Source organism: Dyadobacter sp. Leaf189, assembly GCF_001424405.1.
In the GTDB taxonomy this organism is placed as follows: domain Bacteria; phylum Bacteroidota; class Bacteroidia; order Cytophagales; family Spirosomataceae; genus Dyadobacter.
The window spans coordinates 457,983-477,551 of the sequence record NZ_LMPS01000006.1; the positions used below are offsets into that span (position 1 = coordinate 457,983).

General features: G+C 46.3%; 18 protein-coding genes. 8 read left to right on the forward strand and 10 right to left on the reverse strand.

Annotated elements, in window-relative coordinates; translation table 11 throughout:
• Positions 1-75 precede the first annotated feature (75 nt).
• Positions 76-1,503 (forward strand): ATP-dependent RecD-like DNA helicase, encoded by a 1,428-nt coding sequence (locus ASG33_RS20475; protein ID WP_056289809.1) that lies wholly within the window; start codon positions 76-78, stop codon positions 1,501-1,503.
• An 8-nt stretch (positions 1,504-1,511) separates the two neighbouring features.
• Here the strand turns inward: ASG33_RS20475 and ASG33_RS20480 are convergent, their stop codons facing one another.
• Complete coding sequence (locus ASG33_RS20480; protein WP_056289812.1) at positions 1,512-2,468, reverse strand: L-threonylcarbamoyladenylate synthase; 957 nt, start codon at positions 2,466-2,468, stop codon at positions 1,512-1,514.
• Positions 2,469-2,638: 170 nt separating this feature from the next.
• On the opposite strand from ASG33_RS20480, the gene ASG33_RS20485 reads away from it, so the two are divergent.
• Both ASG33_RS20485 and ASG33_RS20490 read left to right on the forward strand, forming a co-directional pair.
• The gene (locus tag ASG33_RS20485) at positions 2,639-4,378 is read left to right on the forward strand and encodes a GMC family oxidoreductase (RefSeq protein ID WP_056289816.1); all 1,740 of its coding nucleotides are present in this window, start codon (positions 2,639-2,641) and stop codon (positions 4,376-4,378) included.
• A gap of 30 nt (positions 4,379-4,408) precedes the next feature.
• Positions 4,409-5,047 (forward strand): gluconate 2-dehydrogenase subunit 3 family protein, encoded by a 639-nt coding sequence (locus tag ASG33_RS20490; RefSeq protein WP_056289818.1) that lies wholly within the window; start codon positions 4,409-4,411, stop codon positions 5,045-5,047.
• Between the two features lie 74 nt (positions 5,048-5,121).
• On the opposite strand, the gene ASG33_RS20495 is transcribed toward ASG33_RS20490, so the two are convergent.
• The 5 genes from ASG33_RS20495 to folP all read right to left on the reverse strand — a co-directional run bounded on the left by ASG33_RS20495 (position 5,122) and on the right by folP (position 10,363).
• Positions 5,122-6,735 (reverse strand): ABC-F family ATP-binding cassette domain-containing protein, encoded by a 1,614-nt coding sequence (locus ASG33_RS20495; RefSeq protein ID WP_056289821.1) that lies wholly within the window; start codon positions 6,733-6,735, stop codon positions 5,122-5,124.
• 133 nt (positions 6,736-6,868) lie between these two features.
• Positions 6,869-8,143, reverse strand: coding sequence for a WD40 repeat domain-containing protein (locus ASG33_RS20500; protein WP_056289823.1), 1,275 nt, complete (start codon positions 8,141-8,143; stop codon positions 6,869-6,871).
• 161 nt (positions 8,144-8,304) lie between these two features.
• A complete protein-coding gene (gene rpsT / locus ASG33_RS20505) occupies positions 8,305-8,568 on the reverse strand; it encodes a 30S ribosomal protein S20 (protein WP_056289828.1) in 264 nt (87 codons plus the stop codon).
• 103 nt (positions 8,569-8,671) lie between these two features.
• Entirely contained in the window at positions 8,672-9,475 is an 804-nt protein-coding gene (gene cdaA, locus ASG33_RS20510; RefSeq protein ID WP_031527290.1) for a diadenylate cyclase CdaA, read from the reverse strand.
• Between the two features lie 36 nt (positions 9,476-9,511).
• On the reverse strand, positions 9,512-10,363 hold the full coding sequence (gene folP, locus ASG33_RS20515) for a dihydropteroate synthase (protein ID WP_056289832.1): 852 nt from the start codon (positions 10,361-10,363) through the stop codon (positions 9,512-9,514).
• A gap of 28 nt (positions 10,364-10,391) precedes the next feature.
• Here folP and ASG33_RS20520 point away from each other — a divergent pair, with 28 nt between their 5' ends.
• From ASG33_RS20520 to ASG33_RS20530, 3 genes are read left to right on the forward strand one after another with little or no spacing between them, the layout of a single operon-like run.
• A complete protein-coding gene (locus tag ASG33_RS20520; protein WP_056289835.1) occupies positions 10,392-10,931 on the forward strand; it encodes a DUF1599 domain-containing protein in 540 nt (179 codons plus the stop codon).
• Positions 10,932-10,960: 29 nt separating this feature from the next.
• On the forward strand, positions 10,961-12,052 hold the full coding sequence (locus ASG33_RS20525) for a BT_3928 family protein (RefSeq protein ID WP_056289840.1): 1,092 nt from the start codon (positions 10,961-10,963) through the stop codon (positions 12,050-12,052).
• Between the two features lie 14 nt (positions 12,053-12,066).
• Entirely contained in the window at positions 12,067-12,570 is a 504-nt protein-coding gene (locus tag ASG33_RS20530; RefSeq protein ID WP_056289843.1) for a shikimate kinase, read from the forward strand.
• Position 12,571: 1 nt separating this feature from the next.
• Here the strand turns inward: ASG33_RS20530 and ASG33_RS20535 are convergent, their stop codons facing one another.
• Both ASG33_RS20535 and ASG33_RS20540 read right to left on the reverse strand, forming a co-directional pair.
• Entirely contained in the window at positions 12,572-14,134 is a 1,563-nt protein-coding gene (locus tag ASG33_RS20535; RefSeq protein WP_056290574.1) for an OmpP1/FadL family transporter, read from the reverse strand.
• Between the two features lie 112 nt (positions 14,135-14,246).
• The gene (locus ASG33_RS20540; RefSeq protein ID WP_056289846.1) at positions 14,247-15,524 is read right to left on the reverse strand and encodes a hypothetical protein; all 1,278 of its coding nucleotides are present in this window, start codon (positions 15,522-15,524) and stop codon (positions 14,247-14,249) included.
• A 181-nt stretch (positions 15,525-15,705) separates the two neighbouring features.
• Between ASG33_RS20540 and proS the strand changes: the two genes are divergently transcribed.
• Together proS and ASG33_RS20550 are read left to right on the forward strand one after the other, a co-directional pair.
• Positions 15,706-17,181, forward strand: coding sequence for a proline--tRNA ligase (proS, locus tag ASG33_RS20545; RefSeq protein WP_056289849.1), 1,476 nt, complete (start codon positions 15,706-15,708; stop codon positions 17,179-17,181).
• Between the two features lie 64 nt (positions 17,182-17,245).
• Complete coding sequence (locus tag ASG33_RS20550; protein ID WP_056289853.1) at positions 17,246-17,674, forward strand: peptidylprolyl isomerase; 429 nt, start codon at positions 17,246-17,248, stop codon at positions 17,672-17,674.
• Between the two features lie 39 nt (positions 17,675-17,713).
• On the opposite strand, the gene ASG33_RS20555 is transcribed toward ASG33_RS20550, so the two are convergent.
• Complete coding sequence (locus ASG33_RS20555) at positions 17,714-18,343, reverse strand: helix-turn-helix domain-containing protein (protein WP_056289857.1); 630 nt, start codon at positions 18,341-18,343, stop codon at positions 17,714-17,716.
• Positions 18,344-18,346: 3 nt separating this feature from the next.
• The gene (dprA, locus tag ASG33_RS20560) at positions 18,347-19,471 is read right to left on the reverse strand and encodes a DNA-processing protein DprA (RefSeq protein ID WP_056289860.1); all 1,125 of its coding nucleotides are present in this window, start codon (positions 19,469-19,471) and stop codon (positions 18,347-18,349) included.
• Positions 19,472-19,569: the final 98 nt, after the last annotated feature.

Genomic DNA, 19,569 nt, shown 5'->3' on the forward strand with positions numbered 1-19,569 from the left:
CAACTAATTCTGAGTATATTTTTGTTGCATCAGAGGCATTTTGATATTGTTAAAGCTTCCGTTAGATTCGTCTCTATGGATACCGATAAAATGCTGCCTTCCCAGCTGCTGCGAAAAAAATTCCCTTTCAGACCTACTGAGGGCCAATTGCGTTTCTTTGAACAGGCCAATGATTTTTTGGTTGAGGAAAAAGGATTGGAGCGTTACCGCGATTGTTTTTTGCTGAAAGGTTATGCAGGAACTGGTAAGACCACCATTATAAGTACCTTAATTAAAGTACTCAAAAACTTCGGCTACAAATCCGTACTGCTGGCACCGACCGGCCGTGCGGCCAAGGTAATGTCCGGGTACTCAGATAAGATCGCATTGACGATCCACAAGAAGATCTACAAACAAACAGCCGACGCATATTCTGGCACGCTGACATTCCAGCGGCAAAAGAATTACCATGATAACACGCTGTTTATCGTAGATGAAGCCTCCATGATCACCAATGAAGCCGACTTCGGCAGTCGCAGCCTCCTGGCCGATCTGATCGATTTCGTTTTCGAGAACCCGGGAAACAAGCTTATGCTGGTGGGCGACGTGGCGCAGCTGCCGCCTGTGGGTAAAGAGCTGAGTCCCGCATTAGACAGGGAATATCTGGAACAAACGTTTTATATGTCTGTTTTTCAGGAGGAATTAAAGGAGGTAATGCGCCAGGACGAGCAATCGGGCATTCTCTACAATGCGACTTTGCTGCGTGAACAGCTCGCCTCAGAAACTCCGGAAATACAAATTACAACACGCTCCTTTCAGGATGTTTATAAAATGACCGGCGAGCGGCTGGAAGAAGGACTGCGCTATGCCTACGACAAGTATGGACAGGAAAACGCGATTATCCTGACGCGCTCCAACAAATCTGCTGTGCAGTACAATGAGTTTATCCGTCGGGTGATCAACTTCTCGGAAGAAGAACTGGACGCCGGCGACCGGCTGATGGTAGTGCGAAACAACTATAACATCCTCGATGAAGATTCGCCCGCCGGTTTCATAGCAAACGGCGACTTTGTGGAACTGCTCAAAATCAGGAAAACGCAGGAAATACATGGTTTCCGGTTTGCAGACGTAACCCTGCGCCTTACGGACTATGAAAAGCAGCCGGAATTTGACGCGAAGATTTTTCTTGACACACTGCATTCATCTTCCCCTTCTATGTCGTCGGAGGATAACCGGAAGCTGTACGACAGCGTGCAGCAGGATTATTTGTATATCAAATCCAATAAGGAAAGACTGGAAGCATTGCGCAAGGATCCTTTTTTAAATGCATTGCAGGTAAAGTTCGCCTACGCACTCACTTGCCACAAAGCGCAGGGCGGGCAATGGAGTTCTGTATTTGTTGATCAGGGTTACTTGCCTCAGGAGCAGATCAATGCAGAGTTTATCAGGTGGCTGTACACTGCAATCACGAGAGCTACCGACGAAGTTTTCCTGATGAACTTTCATCCTCACTTTTTTAAATAGGTACTCCCCTATTCCTGCACTGCGGCTCTCTTTAACCTGTCGTTAATGGCGAGTCCGAGGCCGGCCATAGGTACCCACTCTGCAACGATCGCTGTTGCGTCGGACTTATCGAGTTCGCGGAGAAAGGCAAAAAGGTTATGTGCAGCTTCCCGCAAATCTCCCGTTTCGCTCAGCACGAACTGGTATTTTCTGTCCACATTTTCCAGGTAACGATCAAAAAGCAGATAGCCCATTTCTCTTGCATTAACTGAATGCATTTCCTCCCGGGTTAACATTCTCAACGATTTGCGGGGCGAATAATGGCTTTTGAGCATACCTGGCGCTTTTGGGTTTGACGAGGAAACCGCAGTAAGCCGCACCTTCCCTACTACTTCTTCAATCTCACGTACATCAAGCCCGCCCAACCTGAAAACAACCACTTCCCCATCCTCAAACCCTACAATCGTCGACTCTATCCCTACTTCGCAAGTCCCGCCATCAAGAATATAAGGTATTTGATCACCCAGCTGCGCGTTAACATGGGCGGCGGCGGTGGGGCTGATATAGCCAAACGGATTGGCACTCGGGGCAGCAAGCGGGAAATCCAGTAAACGCAACAGTTCCAGCAAAACCGGATGGCGCGGAATGCGTACGGCGACGGTATCCAGTCCGGAAGTTACCAGATCAGGTACATTGCTCTTTTTGGGCAGCAGCAAAGTCAGCGGACCTGGCCAGAATTGCTCTGCCAGCGCCTGTGCGGCAGGTGGAAAATCTGCTACGAAATTGTTCGCTTTGGCAATTGAATCCGTATGGATAATCAAGGGATCGAATGCAGGCCGGTTCTTGGTTTCGAAAATGGACAGAACTGCCTTTTCATTTAGTGCATTGCCTGCTAGTCCATACACCGTTTCTGTCGGTATACCTACCAGTTCTCCTTTTATCAAAAACTCTTTTGCAACCAGTATGTCTTGTCCGATCTCAGCCAATGGATTATCGCGTTTTTTGGTGCAAAAATACTTTCCCGTCCATTAATTCCGGCACCATCTCATTTAGATTCTTTTTAAATAACCTTGAATGTTGAAGGCAACGGCGGCTGTTATTTAAACCGTGTTTATATTTATTGATCAAAAAATACTATCTAAATAACCCTTTACCTATGTTTCAAATCAAAGAACAACCTACCGTTTTTGATGTATGCATTGTGGGCTCCGGAGCAGGAGGTGGAATGGCAGCCTATCAACTTGCAAAAGCGGGCGCAAAGGTTGCACTTTTAGAGGCCGGCGGATATTTTGACCCTGCTGATCCTAAATACATTACACAACTAAAATGGCCTTACGAATCACCTCGCCGCGGCGCAAGCAATCACCGTCCGTTCGGCGATTTTGACGCAGCCTGGGGTGGCTGGGAAATTGAAGGGGAACCCTATACCCGTAAAAACGGAACGCAATTTGACTGGTTCCGGTCACGCATGCTCGGTGGCCGTACCAATCACTGGGGCCGTATTTCACTGCGTTTTGGTCCAAAAGATTTTAAAAGAAAAAGCATCGACGGATTAGGCGACGACTGGCCTATCGGCTACGATGACGTTAAACCGTATTATGACCAGGTAGATAAGCTGATCGGGGTTTTCGGAACAATTGAAAACATGGATAACGAGCCGGACGGTATATTTCTGCCTCCGCCCAAGCCGCGTTTGCACGAGCTTTTTATCAAACAGGCAGGTAAAAAGGTAAACGTACCTGTGATACCTTCGCGCCTTTCGATCCTGACGAAACCGATCAATGACCAGCGTGGAGTTTGTTTCTATTGCAGCCAGTGCTCACGCGCATGTCAGGCTTACGCTGACTTTTCATCGTCGTCCGTACTTTGTATCCCTGCGGTAAAAACAGGAAATGTGACGTTGATCAACAATGCAATGTGCCGCGAGGTACTTACTGATCCAACTACCGGACTCGCTACCGGCGTTTCTTATGTGGACAGAGAAAAGCTTACCGAGCATACTATTAAAGCAAAAGTGGTAGTACTTGCTGCCAGCGCAGCTGAATCTGCGAGATTGCTGCTGAACTCGAAATCGGAGCGCCATCCAAACGGACTAGCCAATTCGAGCGGCGTAGTTGGCCGGTACCTGCACGATTCAACAGGCGCATCGCGCGGCGCATTCCTTCCGCATTTAATGGACAGAAAACGCTACAATGAAGATGGCGTAGGCGGAATGCACGTTTATACCCCCTGGTGGCTGGACAACAAAAAACTGGATTTCCCAAGAGGCTACCACATTGAATACGGCGGTGGAATGGGAATGCCGAGCTACGGCTTTGGTTCAGGAATTGAAAACCTGAATGGAAAATACCCGACGGCAGCCGGAACTATGAAACCCGCAGGTGGCTATGGTTCATCACTGAAAGAAGATTACCGTCGTTTTTACGGAGCAAATATTGGAATGGCAGGTCGCGGTGAAGCTGTTCCTGACTTCAATAACTACGCCGAGATCGACCCTACGGTTGTTGACAAATATGGTATCCCTGTTTTGCGCTTCCACTACAAATGGTCGGATTACGAGATCAAGCAGGCCAAACACATGCACGATACCTTCGAAGAGATTATTCATGCACTGGGCGGTGTGGCTAATGGTGTAAAACCGGGTGCGGATACCAACTATGGACTTGCTGCCCCAGGCCGCATTATTCACGAAGTGGGTACCGTGCGTATGGGCGACGATCCGAAAACATCTGCGCTCAATAAATTTTCGCAAGCGCACGATGCGAAAAACGTATTCGTGGTTGACGGAGGTTCATTTGTTTCTCAGGCTGACAAAAATCCAACCTGGACGATCCTCGCATTGTCGTGGAGAGCTTCCGATTACATCATCAATCAGGTAAAACAGAAAAATATTTAATTGTTTGAACAAAGTTTCAAATCACGATATATGAAACGCAGAGATTCGCTCAAAGCATTAACCCTCAGCTCATTGGGGATAACAGCACTCAGTCCGCAGGTTGCACTTGCAGAGCAGAGAGAGCTGGAAACACAAATGCCGCCGGAAACCCCGCTCAAAATACCGGGTGGAAGAACAAAAGACGAAGCAATACGCGACGCCAGGCTGATGAAGGAGAAATTCCTTACTGCGGCCGAAATGGCTACCATCAAAGTGCTGGTCGACATTATTATTCCAGCAGATGATAAATCAGGCAGCGCGACGCAAGCCGGCGTACCTGATTTCATTGAATTCATCGTGAAAGATATGCCGCAAAACCAGACACCTTTACGCGGAGGCTTGAAGTGGCTGGATAGGGAGTCAAGCAAACGTTTTGGCAAAATATTCACTCTTGCAACAAAGGCGCAGCAGATTCAAATTGTTGATGATATTGCTTACCCTGAAAAGGCGAAGCCAATTTACAGCCAGGGAGTTGCATTCTTCAACTTAATGCGCAACCTGACTGCCTCAGGTTATTACACATCCAAAATCGGTATCGCTGCCCTGGGTTACATGGGCAATACACCGAATGTTTGGGAAGGTGTACCGGCCGACGTTTTGAAACAATATGGTTTAAGTTACGATAATTAACGATTACCAAGTGTAAACAAAAAGAGCTGATCAATGTGATCAGCTCTTTTGTTTTTTGGCAATGCAGCGTGATGTTAATATAATTTCTGACGCTGCTGTTTCACGGTTTCGTCCGTCAGGAAGTCGTCGTAGCTCATCAGCTTGTCAAGGATACCTTTTGGTCCGATTTCGATAATCCGGTTGGCAATCGTGTGAACGAACTGGTGATCGTGAGAGTAGAACAACAGGCAGCCGGTAAAATCAATCAGTCCATTGTTCAATGCGGTAATCGATTCCAGGTCGAGGTGGTTGGTAGGATCATCCAGAACCAATGCATTCGCGCCTGACAGCATGGTACGCGACAGCATACAACGTACTTTTTCTCCTCCGGAAAGCACTTTTGCCTTTTTTAGAGACTCCTCGCCTGAGAAGAGCATTCTTCCCAAAAACCCTCTGATAAAGCTTTCATCTTTCTCTTCCGAGTACTGACGCAGCCAGTCAACCAGGTTCAGGTCAACGTCAAAAAATTGTGCAGGATCTTTCGGGAAATATGATTTTGTAATAGTTACTCCCCAGGTATATGTGCCTTTATCTGCTTTCTGAACGTCACTGATAATATCGAAAAGCGTACTGATTGCCATTACATTCTTGCTTACAAATGCAATCTTATCGCCTTTGTTGACAGTGAAGCTCAGGTTATCAAACAGCTTCGTACCATCTTCGGCAGTTTTGGACAACCCTTCTACCCGCAGCAGCTGGTCACCCACTTCCCGCTCCGATTTGAATGCGATGTACGGATATTTCCTTGAAGAAGGTTTGATATCATCGATGGTCAGCTTTTCCAAAAGCTTCGCACGGGAAGTAGCCTGCTTGGACTTAGATGCATTTGCACTGAACCTGCGAATGAACTCTTCGAGCTCCTTGCGTTTGTCGTCCGCTTTGCGGTTAGCATCCTGGCGCTGCTTCAAAGCCAGCTGGCTGGATTGGTACCAGAATGAATAGTTACCAGAGAACATCTGGACTTTGCTGAAATCGATGTCTACCACGTGCGTACAAACTTCATCGAGGAAGTGCCTGTCGTGGGATACTACGATAACTGTATTTTTGAAATCTGCGAGGAAGTTTTCCAGCCACAATACCGTTTCAACGTCAAGGTTGTTAGTTGGCTCATCAAGCAGCAGAACATCCGGGTTTCCAAAAAGTGCCTGTGCCAGCAGTACTCTTACTTTATCATTAGAGTTCAGATCCGCCATCATCATCTGGTGCTGATCTTCGCCCAGACCCAGACCACTCAACAGCTGTGCAGCCTCGGTCTCCGCTTCCCAACCATTCAGATCGGCAAACTCTGCTTCCAGCTCCGCCGCTTTTTCTCCGTCAGCATCAGTGAATTCTTCTTTCTCGTAGATAGCTTCGCGCTCTTTCATGATTTTGTACAACCTTTCGTGTCCCAAAATCACAGTATCCATCACAGAATACGTGTCAAACTCATATTGATCCTGTTTCAGGAAAGTCATCCGCTCGCCCGGGTTCATACTTACATTACCCGTTTGCGGCTCGATTTCTCCCGAAAGAATTTTCAGAAAAGTGGATTTCCCTGCTCCATTGGCGCCGATCACACCATAACAGTTACCAGGGACAAATTTTATATTTACTTCGTCGAACAATACCCTTTTACCGTATCTCAACGATACGTTTTGAACCGTAATCATCTTAAAAACCGATTATTTATGAATGAGACCGCAAAACTACAAAAATCACGCTGATTTCGGATGTCCGGGTTAACTAAACAAATGAGGCAGACCGGATCAACCAGTCTGCCCCGTCAACTATCTTGTATGCTACTTATGGAATGACGCGTAAGGTATGCGCACCTTTTCCAACTCCGATTGAGGCACCTTGCTTTTTCAATGCAGGTGTATCCCCCTTTGTTACTGTCCAGAATTCAACTCCGCCATTGCTGTTACCATATTGCAGGTATTCAAAAACGGTAACTGCCACGTTCGAGCCGTCTTTATCGAATGCGACGCTCTGCGGATAAATACCCTGGAACGGGTAATCAGCCACTTTGGTCAATGCACCGGTGGCCGCTACTTTATACAAGATTAATGCAGCGCCAGTCCCCGCTCCTGCCTCTGTCCATGGCGAACCGCTCTTGCCTGACGTTGCAGTAACAAGCATCGAGCCATCGGGACTTATTGCAAATGAACCTGTGTTCAAACCAACAGCAGCCTGACCGGATACCTTGTGCTCAGTTGAACCATCCATTGAAAAATCAACTACGACAACCTCACCGTCACCAGCGGCCTTTCCCTGTGCTCCCTTGGTATCAAGGACGAGATAATGCTTTCCGTCAGGTGTGAATTTTCCAAACGAAGGTTCTGTACCAACCTTCACAGGTTTTCCAACCATTTCCACATTTTTGAGCTTTCCAGCCTCTCTGATCACTTTGTACAGACCCACTTCATTGGAGTTATCTAAAGTGAATGCAATGAAATCACCGGAAGGGTGCCACGACAGGTCTATAATTTTGTTAGAGGAATCAATGGCAGCCGGCAGGTTCAGAAAGCGGGCTGGCTTTCCATCGGGACCAGCTTCTATAAACACGAGCTCCTTACCTGCGTCGCTCGTGGAGATGATCAACTCATTCTTATTAATATCGATTGAAGTCGGCTTTTTGCCCACCGGGAAACCAAATTTCGCTTTCGGAGCTGCCAGGTTCGTGATATCTACAACAAACAGCTTCTCTCCTACCGGAAATTCCTTGTAAGGATCTTTGTATTCGGCTACACCGTCTTCCGGTCTCACGCGATTTTCCAGCACGTAGGCGAGTCCGCCGCTTGCGGGAACGGCCAGTGTTTTCGAATAGCCCAGCGCCGAATTGGATACCATTGCGGTACCTAATCCTTTACTGCCCCGCTCAACAGGGAATTTAATGGTGCTTAACTGATCCCTCGAAGTGTTGTCCCTTAATAACTTACCATCAACAAATGCGGAAGCCGACATATCGGCATCTGAAACAACAACCAATCCACGGGCATTGAAGGTGATGGGCGATTGAGCAACTGCCGGAATACTACCCAAAGCTGCTAAACCAGCAAATAATGCGACTTTTTTCATAAAAAGAATCTTAGGTTTTAGGTGGCTTTAAAATGAAACTCCTTTAAATCAAAAGAAACCTTACTTCGCTGGACGGCAAGCAAGGTTTCTCTTATCTAATTCGCAATATAACAGAAAAACCCCGATAGTTAAACTACCGGGGTGATTTCATCAGTAGAAATTTAAGCTGCTACTGCCAAAGAATTAATATGCTTCGCCAATTTCGATTTCTGGTTAGAAGCTTTTTTCTTATGGATAATGTTTTTCTTAGCCAAACGGTCCAACATAGAAGACACTGTTTTGTAAACTTCAACAGCTACTGTCTTGTCAGTTGTCTCGCGTAGTTTTTTGATGTATGAACGTGTGGTTTTGTGCTGGTAACGGTTACGCAAACGTTTTGTTTCGTTAGCGCGGATTCTTTTTAATGCTGATTTATGATTTGCCATTTCGTATTAATATTTTTCAATTTCTCATTTTGGTGTGCAAAAATAGAGATTTGAGCACAAATAGCCAAACTTCCTTGTAAATAAATTTAGATTTTAACTGTACTTACTTGGGCATACGTTGTAAGTCAGACGATAAGTACTCCTCAATGCGCGCTTCCAGTTCATTATAGGGAATGTTTCCGTGCAGTACACCTTCCACTGCCAGGGATATCTTTCCTGTCTGCTCTGAGATAACAATCACAATTGCATCTGTGGCTTCGCTCATGCCCATTCCCGCTCTGTGGCGGAAACCCAGCGAAGAAGGAACATCCACTCCGTCGGCAACGGGCAACACGCATCTGGCAGCTTTCAGCACACCGTCTACAATTACCACAGCACCGTCGTGCAGCTCACTATATTGATTGAAAAGCGACACCAGCAATGGTTTCGAAACCCTTGCGTCGAGCAACTCGCCTGTTTCGATAAACTTTGTGAGATCATCCCTTTTATTAACTACAATTAATGCACCTGTGAAGTTGGCAGCGATGGTTTTACTTGCGTCAACGATTTCTTTCAGGTTCTTCGCTTTCTGGTCGAGTACCGAGGTGCCGATGATCTTTTTCAAAAACCCATTATTGGTGTAAATGGTTGATTTACCGATAATGAGCAAAAACCGCCGGATCTCCTGCTGAAAAATCACGATCAATGCGACCGCTCCCACTCCCATAAAATACTCCAGAATGGCAGTCAGCAGCCCTAAACCCAGCCCTTTAACAACAAGGTAAAAAACATACACGAACAGGTATCCTAAAAACACGCGGCTTGCGATACTTCCCCTTACCAGTGTATACACCTGATACAGCAAAATCGCAACCAGAAAAACATCCAGGACATCTGTCCAGTTAATGTTTAGAAAACCCACACGCATAAGACAATCTATAAATTTCAGCGACTAAATTACTACTTAATTTCTAACTGTTCCGGCCATTGACCAGAGTTTTACCGCCTCTACAGCCTGCTTCACATCGTGTACGCGCAGTATGGAAGCGCCGCGTTCGAGTGCCAGTGTGTTGAGGACGGTGGTCCCGTTTAATGCATCCTCGGGAGCTACTCCGAGGGTTTTGTAAATGGTCGATTTTCTGGACAAACCAGCCAGTACCGGATAACCTAACTGTTCAAACTCACTCAAATTGCGCAGCAGCTCAAAATTCTGCGCGATTGTTTTTGCAAAGCCAAATCCGGGATCTACAATAATGTCTGCAATCCCCAGTGCACGCAATGCGGCGATCTTCGTTTGCAAATCCTTCAAAATGTCCCGTACCACGTGATCATAATGGGTAAGTTTGTTCATTGTTTGTGGCTCCCCGCGCATGTGCATTAGTACGTAAGGAACCCGCAGCTCAGCCACTGTCTCGAACATCCTGGGATCCAACGTTCCGCCTGAAACATCATTGATCAGGCTTGCCCCAGCGGCTACTGCCTCTTTCGCTACATCAGAACGAAAAGTATCGACGGATATAACGGTTTTGGGAAAAAACTTGGTAATCGCATTCAGCGCGGTTAAAATACTATCCAATTCTTCTGTAACAGAAATATCTTTTGCTCCCGGCCGCGTGGAATATCCGCCTATATCAATCAGGTCCGCACCTTCTGAAAGCATTGTGCCTGCGCGCTCAATTACTTCATCCTCAGAATTTGCGCGGCTTCCTCTGAAAAAGGAATCTGTAGTGGTATTAAGAATTCCCATCACTAAAGGCCGGCTCAGATCGACGATCCTGCCCCGGATGTTGAGCGTTTTTTTGCTAACTTGCAGCATAGATTTGTTTAAATACTAACTCAAAACAGTGAAATCCACCGAATCGGAATATCAGGAAATCATTCAGTATTGCCAAGATCTTTTTACAAAAAAAAACAAGGACTACGGCACCTCCTGGCGGATTCTGCGCATCCCGTCCATTACTGATCAGATCTTTATCAAAGCCCAGAGAATTCGCACTATACAGGAAAAAGGCGTGCAGAAAGTGGATGAAAATGTCTCTTCAGAGTTTATCGGGATCATCAACTATTGTGTAATGGCACTGATCCAGATAGACAGTTTGGGCCAGCAGATCGACGAATCAGAGCTGACCACCTTATATAACAAGCAGGTGAATGAAGTGGCTGAGTTGCTGTTCAACAAGAATCACGATTACGGCGAAGCCTGGCGGGATATGCGCGTGAACTCAATGACAGACATTATCCTGATGAAATTGTTACGGATTAAACAAATAGAAGATAATAACGGACTTACGATCGTTTCAGAAGGTGTAAAAGCAGGCTACCAGGATATCATTAATTATTCGGTGTTCTGCCTGATCAAGTCCAATGCATTACATACCAATTGAACCGAAGCTTCATTATTACAGCTTTTCAAATGAAAATTCTTGCTCAGGTTTCCCGCGTCATCGTGGGGCTTCTATTCATTTTTTCGGGACTCATCAAGCTGAATGATCCGATCGGGACTCAATACAAGCTTGAAGAATACTTCGAAGTGTTCGCTACCGATCTTCCCGCATTCCATGATTTTTTCATGGGGCTGGTTCCCCTGGCGTTGTACTTCTCCGTATTTCTCTGCACAGCCGAAGTTGTGCTCGGGATTGCATTGCTGGTCGCTTACAAACCACGGACAATTTCCTGGCTGCTGCTGCTGATCATCCTGTTTTTCACGTTCCTGACATTCTATTCTGCCTACTTCAACAAGGTGACCGATTGCGGCTGTTTCGGAGCGGCTATTAAGCTTACGCCCTGGACTTCGTTTGGGAAAGACCTGTTTCTGCTTGCATTAATTCTCGTTATCGTTTTTTACCGAAAGAAATTTCGTGCGCTTCCCACGGGTATTATCGTGGTAATTTCAACCTTGGTCTCACTTGGTATTGCGGTGTATGCATTACGTCATTTACCTATTCTGGACCTGCTCCCCTATCGTGTCGGCGCCAATATTCCTGCGCAGCTAAAACCCTCCGAGCCTCTCAGGTATCTTTATATATTTGACAAGAAAGGTGAAACAGTGGAGTACGAGCAATATCCAAGCGACACGACACTTGTTTTCAAAGAAATGATTGTCCTCAACGAGGATGCAAAACCTAAGATCACAGATTATAAAGTCTGGAATGATGAAGGCGACTTTACGGAGGAAACTTTCAAAGGCAACAAGCTTTTTCTCATTATCAAGAATCTGACTGATATCAATACAGCCGCGCTGCCTGACATTAATAAACTGATCAATGCAGTTCGTGGCAAAGGGATACAGCCCATTATCCTGACTTCCGGCAACAGTGAAGAAATCGTGGCATTCCTGAATGCGCATCAGCTTAATGCGCCTTTTTATTACGTCGACGCGACAGTTTTAAAAACGATCATGCGCTCCAACCCTGGGCTCTGGCTTTTGAAAGACGGAACTGTGAAAGGAAAATGGCATTATAATGATACGCCAGGCGCTGACGAAGTCTTGAACCTTGTTAAATAATCCGGCTGATTGAAATGAAGAATGTAATTCTGGTCGGAATGATGTCGTCAGGCAAAACAACGCTTGGCAAAAAGTTAGCGCGATTGCTTGGTTTTCAGTTTGTAGATCTGGACAAGCTGATTGAAAAAGATCAGCAAATGGATATTCCGTCGATATTTTCGGAAAAAGGAGAATCTTATTTCAGGGATGTCGAAAGCCGCGTCCTGAAAGAAACAGCATTGCGGCAGCACATTGTACTCGCTTCCGGCGGAGGCACTCCCTGCTTTTTCGACAATATGCAGGTGATCAATACAATGGGTATCAGTGTTTTTCTCGATGTACCCGCAGCTGACCTTGCGCGACGTATCGAGAGCCACGGAAAAGATGATCGTCCAATCCTCTCTGGCGCTACTTCCCTGCGTGAAACTTTGGAGCAAAAAATAAATGAGCGCCTGCCGTTTTACCAGCAGGCGCATCTGAGTTTGAGCGGTGAAATTGAAGTGAATCAGCTGTTGAATGCACTTCGCCCTTTAATGTAACTTAGAAATTTACACCGAGTGTCAAGACCATATTTACAGGTTTGTTCGAAATGTTCGCTGTAAAATATCTGGCAGGATCTTCCAGCGTGTAAGGCGTATAAGTTGATTTAAAGACAGAATAAGTCCCGGAAAGATCAGCGAAGAAACGATCAACACGCACCCCCAAACCTGCCGAATACATCAGCTTATCTCTTTTGATTCCATCGAGACGCTCTGCGTAAGGATCGGCAATGTAGGCAAATCCGAGCCGGCCGCGCATAATTCCAAAGCGGTACTCTCCTCCTAATCTCGCATTTATTACGTTTTTATACACATCCTTCACTTCCGCATTGTTGTTATCGCGGAAGTTTTTGTTCTCCTCGTCAGTCAGGTAATTCGTCCGCAGGCGCATTCCAGAATAGCCCACGTATTCAAGCGTACCCGTAATGAAACCATTACTACTGATGAAATACGTAGCACCGGCAGATGCGCGGAATGGACTTACGATCGAGTATTCAAAGTCGTTGGGCACCAGCGAGACGCTGCTCTGGGTCGGCCCGATATCCTGACCGTTATCATTCGTGATCGATCCGCGGATATAGTTCGCGCCCACTCTTCTGTTGAATGTTTCCCGCATAGCCGTGAAAGTCGGCGAAGTGAGCGACAGCCCCGCCTGGATGAATGGAGAGAATTTGTAGATCACTCCGAATGTAGCATTCAGCCCACTCCCGGTAGCTTTAAGGTCTTCTGTGTTCGTCGTAGAATGGAATACGGTTGCATTAATGATCGAATCGTGGAGCATATGCGTGTACTCATACCTGATCCGGCTGAACCCTACCGAGCCACCGAGGTAAAGCTTGTCATTGTAGTTACCTGCGTAGGCAATGGTCCATTGGGTATTTGCTCCTTTCGAATCAAAGTCACCTTGCTGCAATGTTGCATTCCGTGCATCATCGCGACCGTAAGGCGGCCCGTATCCTTCGGTAGTCGAAACGAAGTTGGTCGGAAAAATCGTTTGCAATTGATAGTAAGCGTGGTCGAGGTACCGGTATGTACCCTGATTTTCCTGCAATTCCCGGTTATAATCTTCGTCAGTCCAGCCGACGCCATTTGCATCTTCAACAGCACGATCCAGGAAAGAGCTTCTGTTATTCAGTCCCTGGTATGTAAACCTGTTTTGAAAAGATTGCTGGCGGGAGAACGAAATCCCGAGTGAGGTTCTTTTCCATTTGCGCTGAAAGCCCGGCTGACTGGTTATTACCATGGACGCGCTGGTCACATTGGCTGTGCTTTTTGCTGCAGATGTGACCCGATCAATGTACTTGCTGTCTGTGCTGATACTATTGAGCCCTGGGCTGAATGTAACTTCCGACCTGTTGTAAAAGCCTAACCCTGCGGGGTTTCCGCTGATAGCACTGGGATCACCGCCTAATGCAGCATGGTTTCCGCCAACTGCCTGAAAACGGGCTGTCCCTGTCTGATTTATCTCTGAATATCTGAACGCGTCGGTCGCATATTGCGCGAAAGCTGAGGAGGACACTAACAGGCTCAATGCGAGTAGTGATCCGCTAAACGGTTTTTTCATGTCGATGTTGAAAAATAGCATTTAAGAACTTTAACACTCATTTAAACGAAAACCCTGCAAAAATATGGCATTTTGCAGGGTCTCTATATGTAATAAAATTACATTACTTCAGTTATCTTGGTCCTCTTGAAGAAGGGCTTGAAACTCTTCCTCCACCGCCGCCACCAGATGGTGCGCTGTAACTTCTTGAAGGCGCGCTATAACTTGGTGCACTGTAAGTACGGGTCGGCGCACTGTACGATTCGCTTCTTGAGGGCGTATAAGTTCTGGCAGGACTGTTGTAGTCAGACTGGCTTCTTGAAGGTGTATAAGAAGGCGAGTTATATGTACTGCTGCTTCTTGACGACCTTGGCGTATAGCTGCCTGTTGCTGCTGAATTTGGCTCAGAATACGTGCTTGCATTGGCTTGACGTGGACGCGAGTAATATACATTGTTACCCTCGCTGCTTCCGCGTGAAGAATAACCACTATTAGCAGTTCTTCCACCCGGGTTTGAAACTTCACCTCTGTTGTAGGATCTTGACGATCTTGGGGAAACGTAATTATCGTTTGCAGAAATCGCATTCGAAGCGCGTCTTCCACCTCTGTCACCTGTAACACCACCAGCAGACCGTGACGGAGCTGATGTTGCATTTCTTACGCCGTGGGTTCCATTTGTAACAACTCTCGGACCATATGTCCTGGAAACGCCTCTTTCAGGACTGTTCACTACGATAACCGGACGGCTGTAAGCCCACGGCGAGTAGCCGTAACCTCCTCCGAAACCGTATCCGCCGCCGTAAAAGCCGTCATAATATCCGTAAGGGCTTCCAAGGCCCCATGGACTATTATAACCAAACGGATCATAACCGTAAGCCATCATACTTCCGTAGCCCATTCCGTATCCCATCATACTACCACCCCAAGGAGAGTAACCAAATGGAGAATATCCGAACATTGAACCCATTCCAAATCCGATATAAGGGCTGAAACGCATTGAGTTACCATATCCGAAGCGCATTCCTGCACTCATCATACCTGGCCAGTAAGAGCCCATTCCTCCGAAATTAGAGAACCGGCTTGCCTGATTATAACCGTCTACAAAACCTGCATTATAACCTACATCGCTTGAAATCGCACGTTTGGCACCTCGCGATGACAAGTACGATTCGTCGTAATAATCACTTGTTCCGTTCTCAGCGTATTCACCTGTATAGCTGTAATCCGGGTTGTCCGTGCGGGATAATTCCTGATCTGCACCTCTGTCTCTCGTTACTACCCCCGAAGCAGGACCGCCACCGTATAGGTCGTCGTATCCACCCGAACGCGATATCTGTTGATTATTGGTACATCCCCAAGCTCCCAGCAAAATAAGCAAAGAAAGATGCTTTGCTTTGTTGATTGTACTCATGGCTTTAAAGGATTAAATGTTTGTTGCTAATATAGTTATAAAATCTATTCCAAACTAGTAAGTAAACGCCTGTTACATGACATTAATTCCAAAGTTAACATAAAAAACTATCTTTGCAACTGCTGCAAAAAAGAGCATTTATAGCAGTATACTCCATTTCCATTACAAAATAATCCTAATAATGAGTAAATCCCTGCCAACACGAAGTGAAAACTACTCCGAATGGTATAATGAGCTGGTAAAACGTGCTGATTTGGCTGAGAATTCTGCTGTCAGAGGTTGTATGGTGATCAAACCTTACGGCTATTCAATCTGGGAGAAGATGCAGCGGGCACTTGACGATATGTTCAAGGAAACGGGCCACACCAATGCCTACTTCCCGCTTTTTATCCCGAAATCTTACCTCAGTAAAGAAGCTTCGCACGTGGAAGGCTTTGCGAAGGAATGCGCCGTTGTAACGCATTACCGTCTGAAAAATGACCCGAATGGAAAAGGAGTAATCGTTGACCCGGATGCAAAGCTGGAAGAAGAGCTCATTGTTCGCCCGACTTCGGAAACGGTTATCTGGAGCACTTACAAAAACTGGATCCAATCATACCGCGACCTGCCTTTGCTGATCAATCAATGGGCAAATGTGGTACGCTGGGAAATGCGGACGCGTTTATTTTTGAGAACAGCTGAATTCTTATGGCAGGAGGGACACACCGCGCACGCTACTGCACAGGAAGCGATTGCTGAAAGCGAGCAAATGCTTGAAGTATACGCCACATTTGCAGAAGAATGGATGGCGCTACCCGTAGTAAAAGGAATTAAAACGGCCAACGAGCGTTTCGCAGGGGCGGAAAATACATATTGCATTGAAGCTTTGATGCAGGACGGAAAAGCATTGCAGGCGGGTACCTCTCACTTCCTGGGCCAGAACTTTGCGACTGCATTTGATGTAAAATTCCAGGATAAGGACGGTAAACTTGAATATGTCTGGGGAACTTCATGGGGCGTAAGTACACGCCTGATGGGTGCATTGATCATGGCGCACTCTGACGACAGCGGCCTGGTACTACCTCCGAAACTGGCACCAATCCAGGTTGTAATCGTTCCTATTTACAAGAATGAAGAACAATTGCAGCAGATTTCAGATAAGGTTGCAGACATTACGAAGCAGCTGAAAAAGATGGGGATTTCTGTTAAGTACGATTCAAGCGACGCGTACAAACCTGGCTACAAATTCGCGGAATATGAGCTGAAAGGAGTTCCTGTAAGGCTGGCTCTTGGCGGACGGGATCTTGAAAATGGCACCATCGAAGTGGCACGGAGAGATACCAAAACCAAGGAAACAGTAAGCCTCGATGGAATTGCTGAGCATGTAAGAGCACTTTTAGACAATATCCAGGAGTCCATCTACAACAAAGCGCTCGCTTTCCGCAAAGAGAATACGCATAAAGTGGATACGTTTGAAGAGTTTAACGAAGTGCTGGATACCAAAGGCGGCTTTATCCTGGCACATTGGGATGGTACCTCCGAAACAGAGGAAAAAATCAAAGAAGAAACCAAGGCAACAATCCGCTGCATTCCCCTGGATCAGGAAGAAGAGGCAGGAACCTGCATTTACTCAGGTAAACCTTCGACTGGCAGGGTCGTTTTTGCAAGGGCATACTAATTTTACCACCAGTTGTACATAATCCGGAAGGCTGGATATTTTTAACCATTTAAGAAAAAGCAAAATGAAGCAGGCGCAGGCAGGAGATAATGTACAAGTACATTACAAAGGCACTTTACCAGACGGACAGCTTTTCGATTCATCGGAAGGCCGTGACCCGCTCAATTTCCAATTAGGCAGCGGACAGGTTATCAAAGGATTTGATGACGGTGTGACAGGGATGGAAGTTGGTGACAAAAAGACGATCCACATTCCCAACGAAGAAGCTTACGGCCCGATCAATGAAGATATGATCATTAATTTCGATCGCAGCCAGATCCCTTCTGATATCCCTCTTGAAATCGGCAGCACCCTGAATATGCATCAGGATGGTGGCCAGGTTATTCAGGTCGTTGTACGCGAAGTTACCGAGGACACCGTAGTTCTGGATGCAAATCACCCGCTGGCGGGACAGGATCTCATCTTTGAGCTTGAGTTGGTAGGAATCAACTAAATGAAACGAAAAAGGATCAGCACTCGGCTGATCCTTTTTTCATTCAGTCCATTTCAAACTGAATATCTCCGGTCTTGTTCCCGGTATTTTCAACAAAATCTGCCGGGCAGCCAGGTCCTGCAACATTCGTTCAGCCCGCTTTTCTGAAATGTTGATCATACGGGAAAATAACTTTGCTGAAACTGAGTCGGACGTTTTAAGGTAAGAGACCAATGTTTTTACATGCCGGTTTGCCAGTAACTTTTCAGTTTGTCCATCACCATCATTGTAAAGCAGCAGCTTGGGAATTGGAACGCTCTTGTCTTTTACCCTGATATAAATGGTCCGTGCTCCGCGCTCATTCAACACATAATGCGGCTTATCCTCACTTTCCTTGATTTCTACAACGAGCAGCTTTTTACCCGATGATGTCTGGGATTTGATCTGTACCAATAGCTTGGGTTCAATGTAATCCGTCAATGCTTTTTCCAGCTTCTGTAATTCGGTCAGCTCGGAAGGTACGCCGGTTACAATACCCGTATCCGCCACGCCGATCAGCAATGTGCCGCCCGAAGTATTGGCGAATGAAACAATGGTCTTCGCTATCTTGGCCGGACTGTCAATCTTACTCTTGAACTCAACAGTCAGCCCCTCTCCTTTCTTGATTATCTCGTCAGTATTTATGCTCATTCATCAAATTAAACTGTATTTCTTACCAGGTAACGAGCGGATCATTCCCTGAAATTCCAGGTTCAGCAATAATGTTGCCAATTTATTCAAATGGAGACCTGATTGCCAGGCCAACTCATCGATCTGAGTCGGCCCTTTCTGTTTCAACATCGATAACACCTGTCCTTCGTCCTGGGTGAAACCTTCAAAACTGATATGTTGCGGCCTTTGTTCCATAACTGAGGTCGGATCGTTGTTCATGGTCCAGTTAAGGGCTGTGGCAAGATCTTCGACAGAGGTGAAAATAGAAGCTTTATGGTCTCTGATCAGCATATTACAACCTTCTGACTGATTATTGCCGATCATACCCGGCACTGCATATACATCACGGTGATAATTCTGGGCAAATTCAACCGTGATCAGACTGCCGCCTTTCTTCCCCGATTCCACCACAATCACAACATCGCTCAACCCCGCAATAATTCGGTTTCGTGCCGGAAATCTCATGAAATCAGGTTTTGTCTGCAATGTATTCTCAGTAACAATTCCTCCATTGATCTGCATTTCTTCGGCAGTTCGTTTGTGCGTCGCTGGATAGATCACATCTAGCCCACTCGCCATTACTCCGATGGTAGGGAGGTTATGCTTGATGCACGCGCGGTGCGCAGTAATATCCACGCCATAAGCCAGCCCGCTCACGACGAGCGCGTTGTAAGGTTCCAGATCCCGAACGATGGTTTCGGTAACTGCCTTTCCATATTCACTGATTTGCCTCGTACCCACAACACCGACAGCTCTTTTCGCATTGAAATCGATTTCTCCCTTTGAATAAAGTACAATCGGCGCATCGTAAAGTGGTTTCAGTCGGAGCGGGTAGGTTTGATCCGTGAAGAAATGGAGATCGATAAGCTCCTTATTACATCTGATATATTCCTTTTCAGCCCAATCCAGCTCACTTTTAGCCAGAACTGCTTTAACGACCTTGTCCCCTACTCCCGGGATCTTTATTAATTTTTTGTAATCGGCATCAAATACTTTTGAGGCGCTGCCGCAGTAGCTGATCAGTTGTCTGATCGTGACAGAGCCAACTCCGGGGGTTTGTACAAGTGCGAGAATGCAGATCTTTTCTGCCTCTGAAATACCTTCCATTTAAGTGTGTTTTTGTGTAAAGACTGTCGCGGTGCCCTCAGAAAAAATGTGGCATGCATTTTGTCAATATACGTCAATGAATCACCTAAATACAACTT

What these genes read in the sequence shown, in the direction of transcription:
- ASG33_RS20475 (WP_056289809.1), top strand. Translation starts at nt 76, where the DNA reads ATGGATACCGATAAAATGCTGCCTTCCCAGCTGCTGCGAAAAAAATTC.
- ASG33_RS20485 (WP_056289816.1), top strand. Translation starts at nt 2,639, where the DNA reads ATGTTTCAAATCAAAGAACAACCTACCGTTTTTGATGTATGCATTGTG.
- ASG33_RS20490 (WP_056289818.1), top strand. Translation starts at nt 4,409, where the DNA reads ATGAAACGCAGAGATTCGCTCAAAGCATTAACCCTCAGCTCATTGGGG.
- ASG33_RS20495 (WP_056289821.1), bottom strand. Translation starts at nt 6,735, where the DNA reads ATGATTACGGTTCAAAACGTATCGTTGAGATACGGTAAAAGGGTATTG.
- ASG33_RS20500 (WP_056289823.1), bottom strand. Translation starts at nt 8,143, where the DNA reads ATGAAAAAAGTCGCATTATTTGCTGGTTTAGCAGCTTTGGGTAGTATT.
- rpsT (WP_056289828.1), bottom strand. Translation starts at nt 8,568, where the DNA reads ATGGCAAATCATAAATCAGCATTAAAAAGAATCCGCGCTAACGAAACA.
- cdaA (WP_031527290.1), bottom strand. Translation starts at nt 9,475, where the DNA reads ATGCGTGTGGGTTTTCTAAACATTAACTGGACAGATGTCCTGGATGTT.
- folP (WP_056289832.1), bottom strand. Translation starts at nt 10,363, where the DNA reads ATGCTGCAAGTTAGCAAAAAAACGCTCAACATCCGGGGCAGGATCGTC.
- ASG33_RS20525 (WP_056289840.1), top strand. Translation starts at nt 10,961, where the DNA reads ATGAAAATTCTTGCTCAGGTTTCCCGCGTCATCGTGGGGCTTCTATTC.
- ASG33_RS20530 (WP_056289843.1), top strand. Translation starts at nt 12,067, where the DNA reads ATGAAGAATGTAATTCTGGTCGGAATGATGTCGTCAGGCAAAACAACG.
- ASG33_RS20535 (WP_056290574.1), bottom strand. Translation starts at nt 14,134, where the DNA reads ATGAAAAAACCGTTTAGCGGATCACTACTCGCATTGAGCCTGTTAGTG.
- ASG33_RS20540 (WP_056289846.1), bottom strand. Translation starts at nt 15,524, where the DNA reads ATGAGTACAATCAACAAAGCAAAGCATCTTTCTTTGCTTATTTTGCTG.
- proS (WP_056289849.1), top strand. Translation starts at nt 15,706, where the DNA reads ATGAGTAAATCCCTGCCAACACGAAGTGAAAACTACTCCGAATGGTAT.
- ASG33_RS20550 (WP_056289853.1), top strand. Translation starts at nt 17,246, where the DNA reads ATGAAGCAGGCGCAGGCAGGAGATAATGTACAAGTACATTACAAAGGC.
- ASG33_RS20555 (WP_056289857.1), bottom strand. Translation starts at nt 18,343, where the DNA reads ATGAGCATAAATACTGACGAGATAATCAAGAAAGGAGAGGGGCTGACT.
- dprA (WP_056289860.1), bottom strand. Translation starts at nt 19,471, where the DNA reads ATGGAAGGTATTTCAGAGGCAGAAAAGATCTGCATTCTCGCACTTGTA.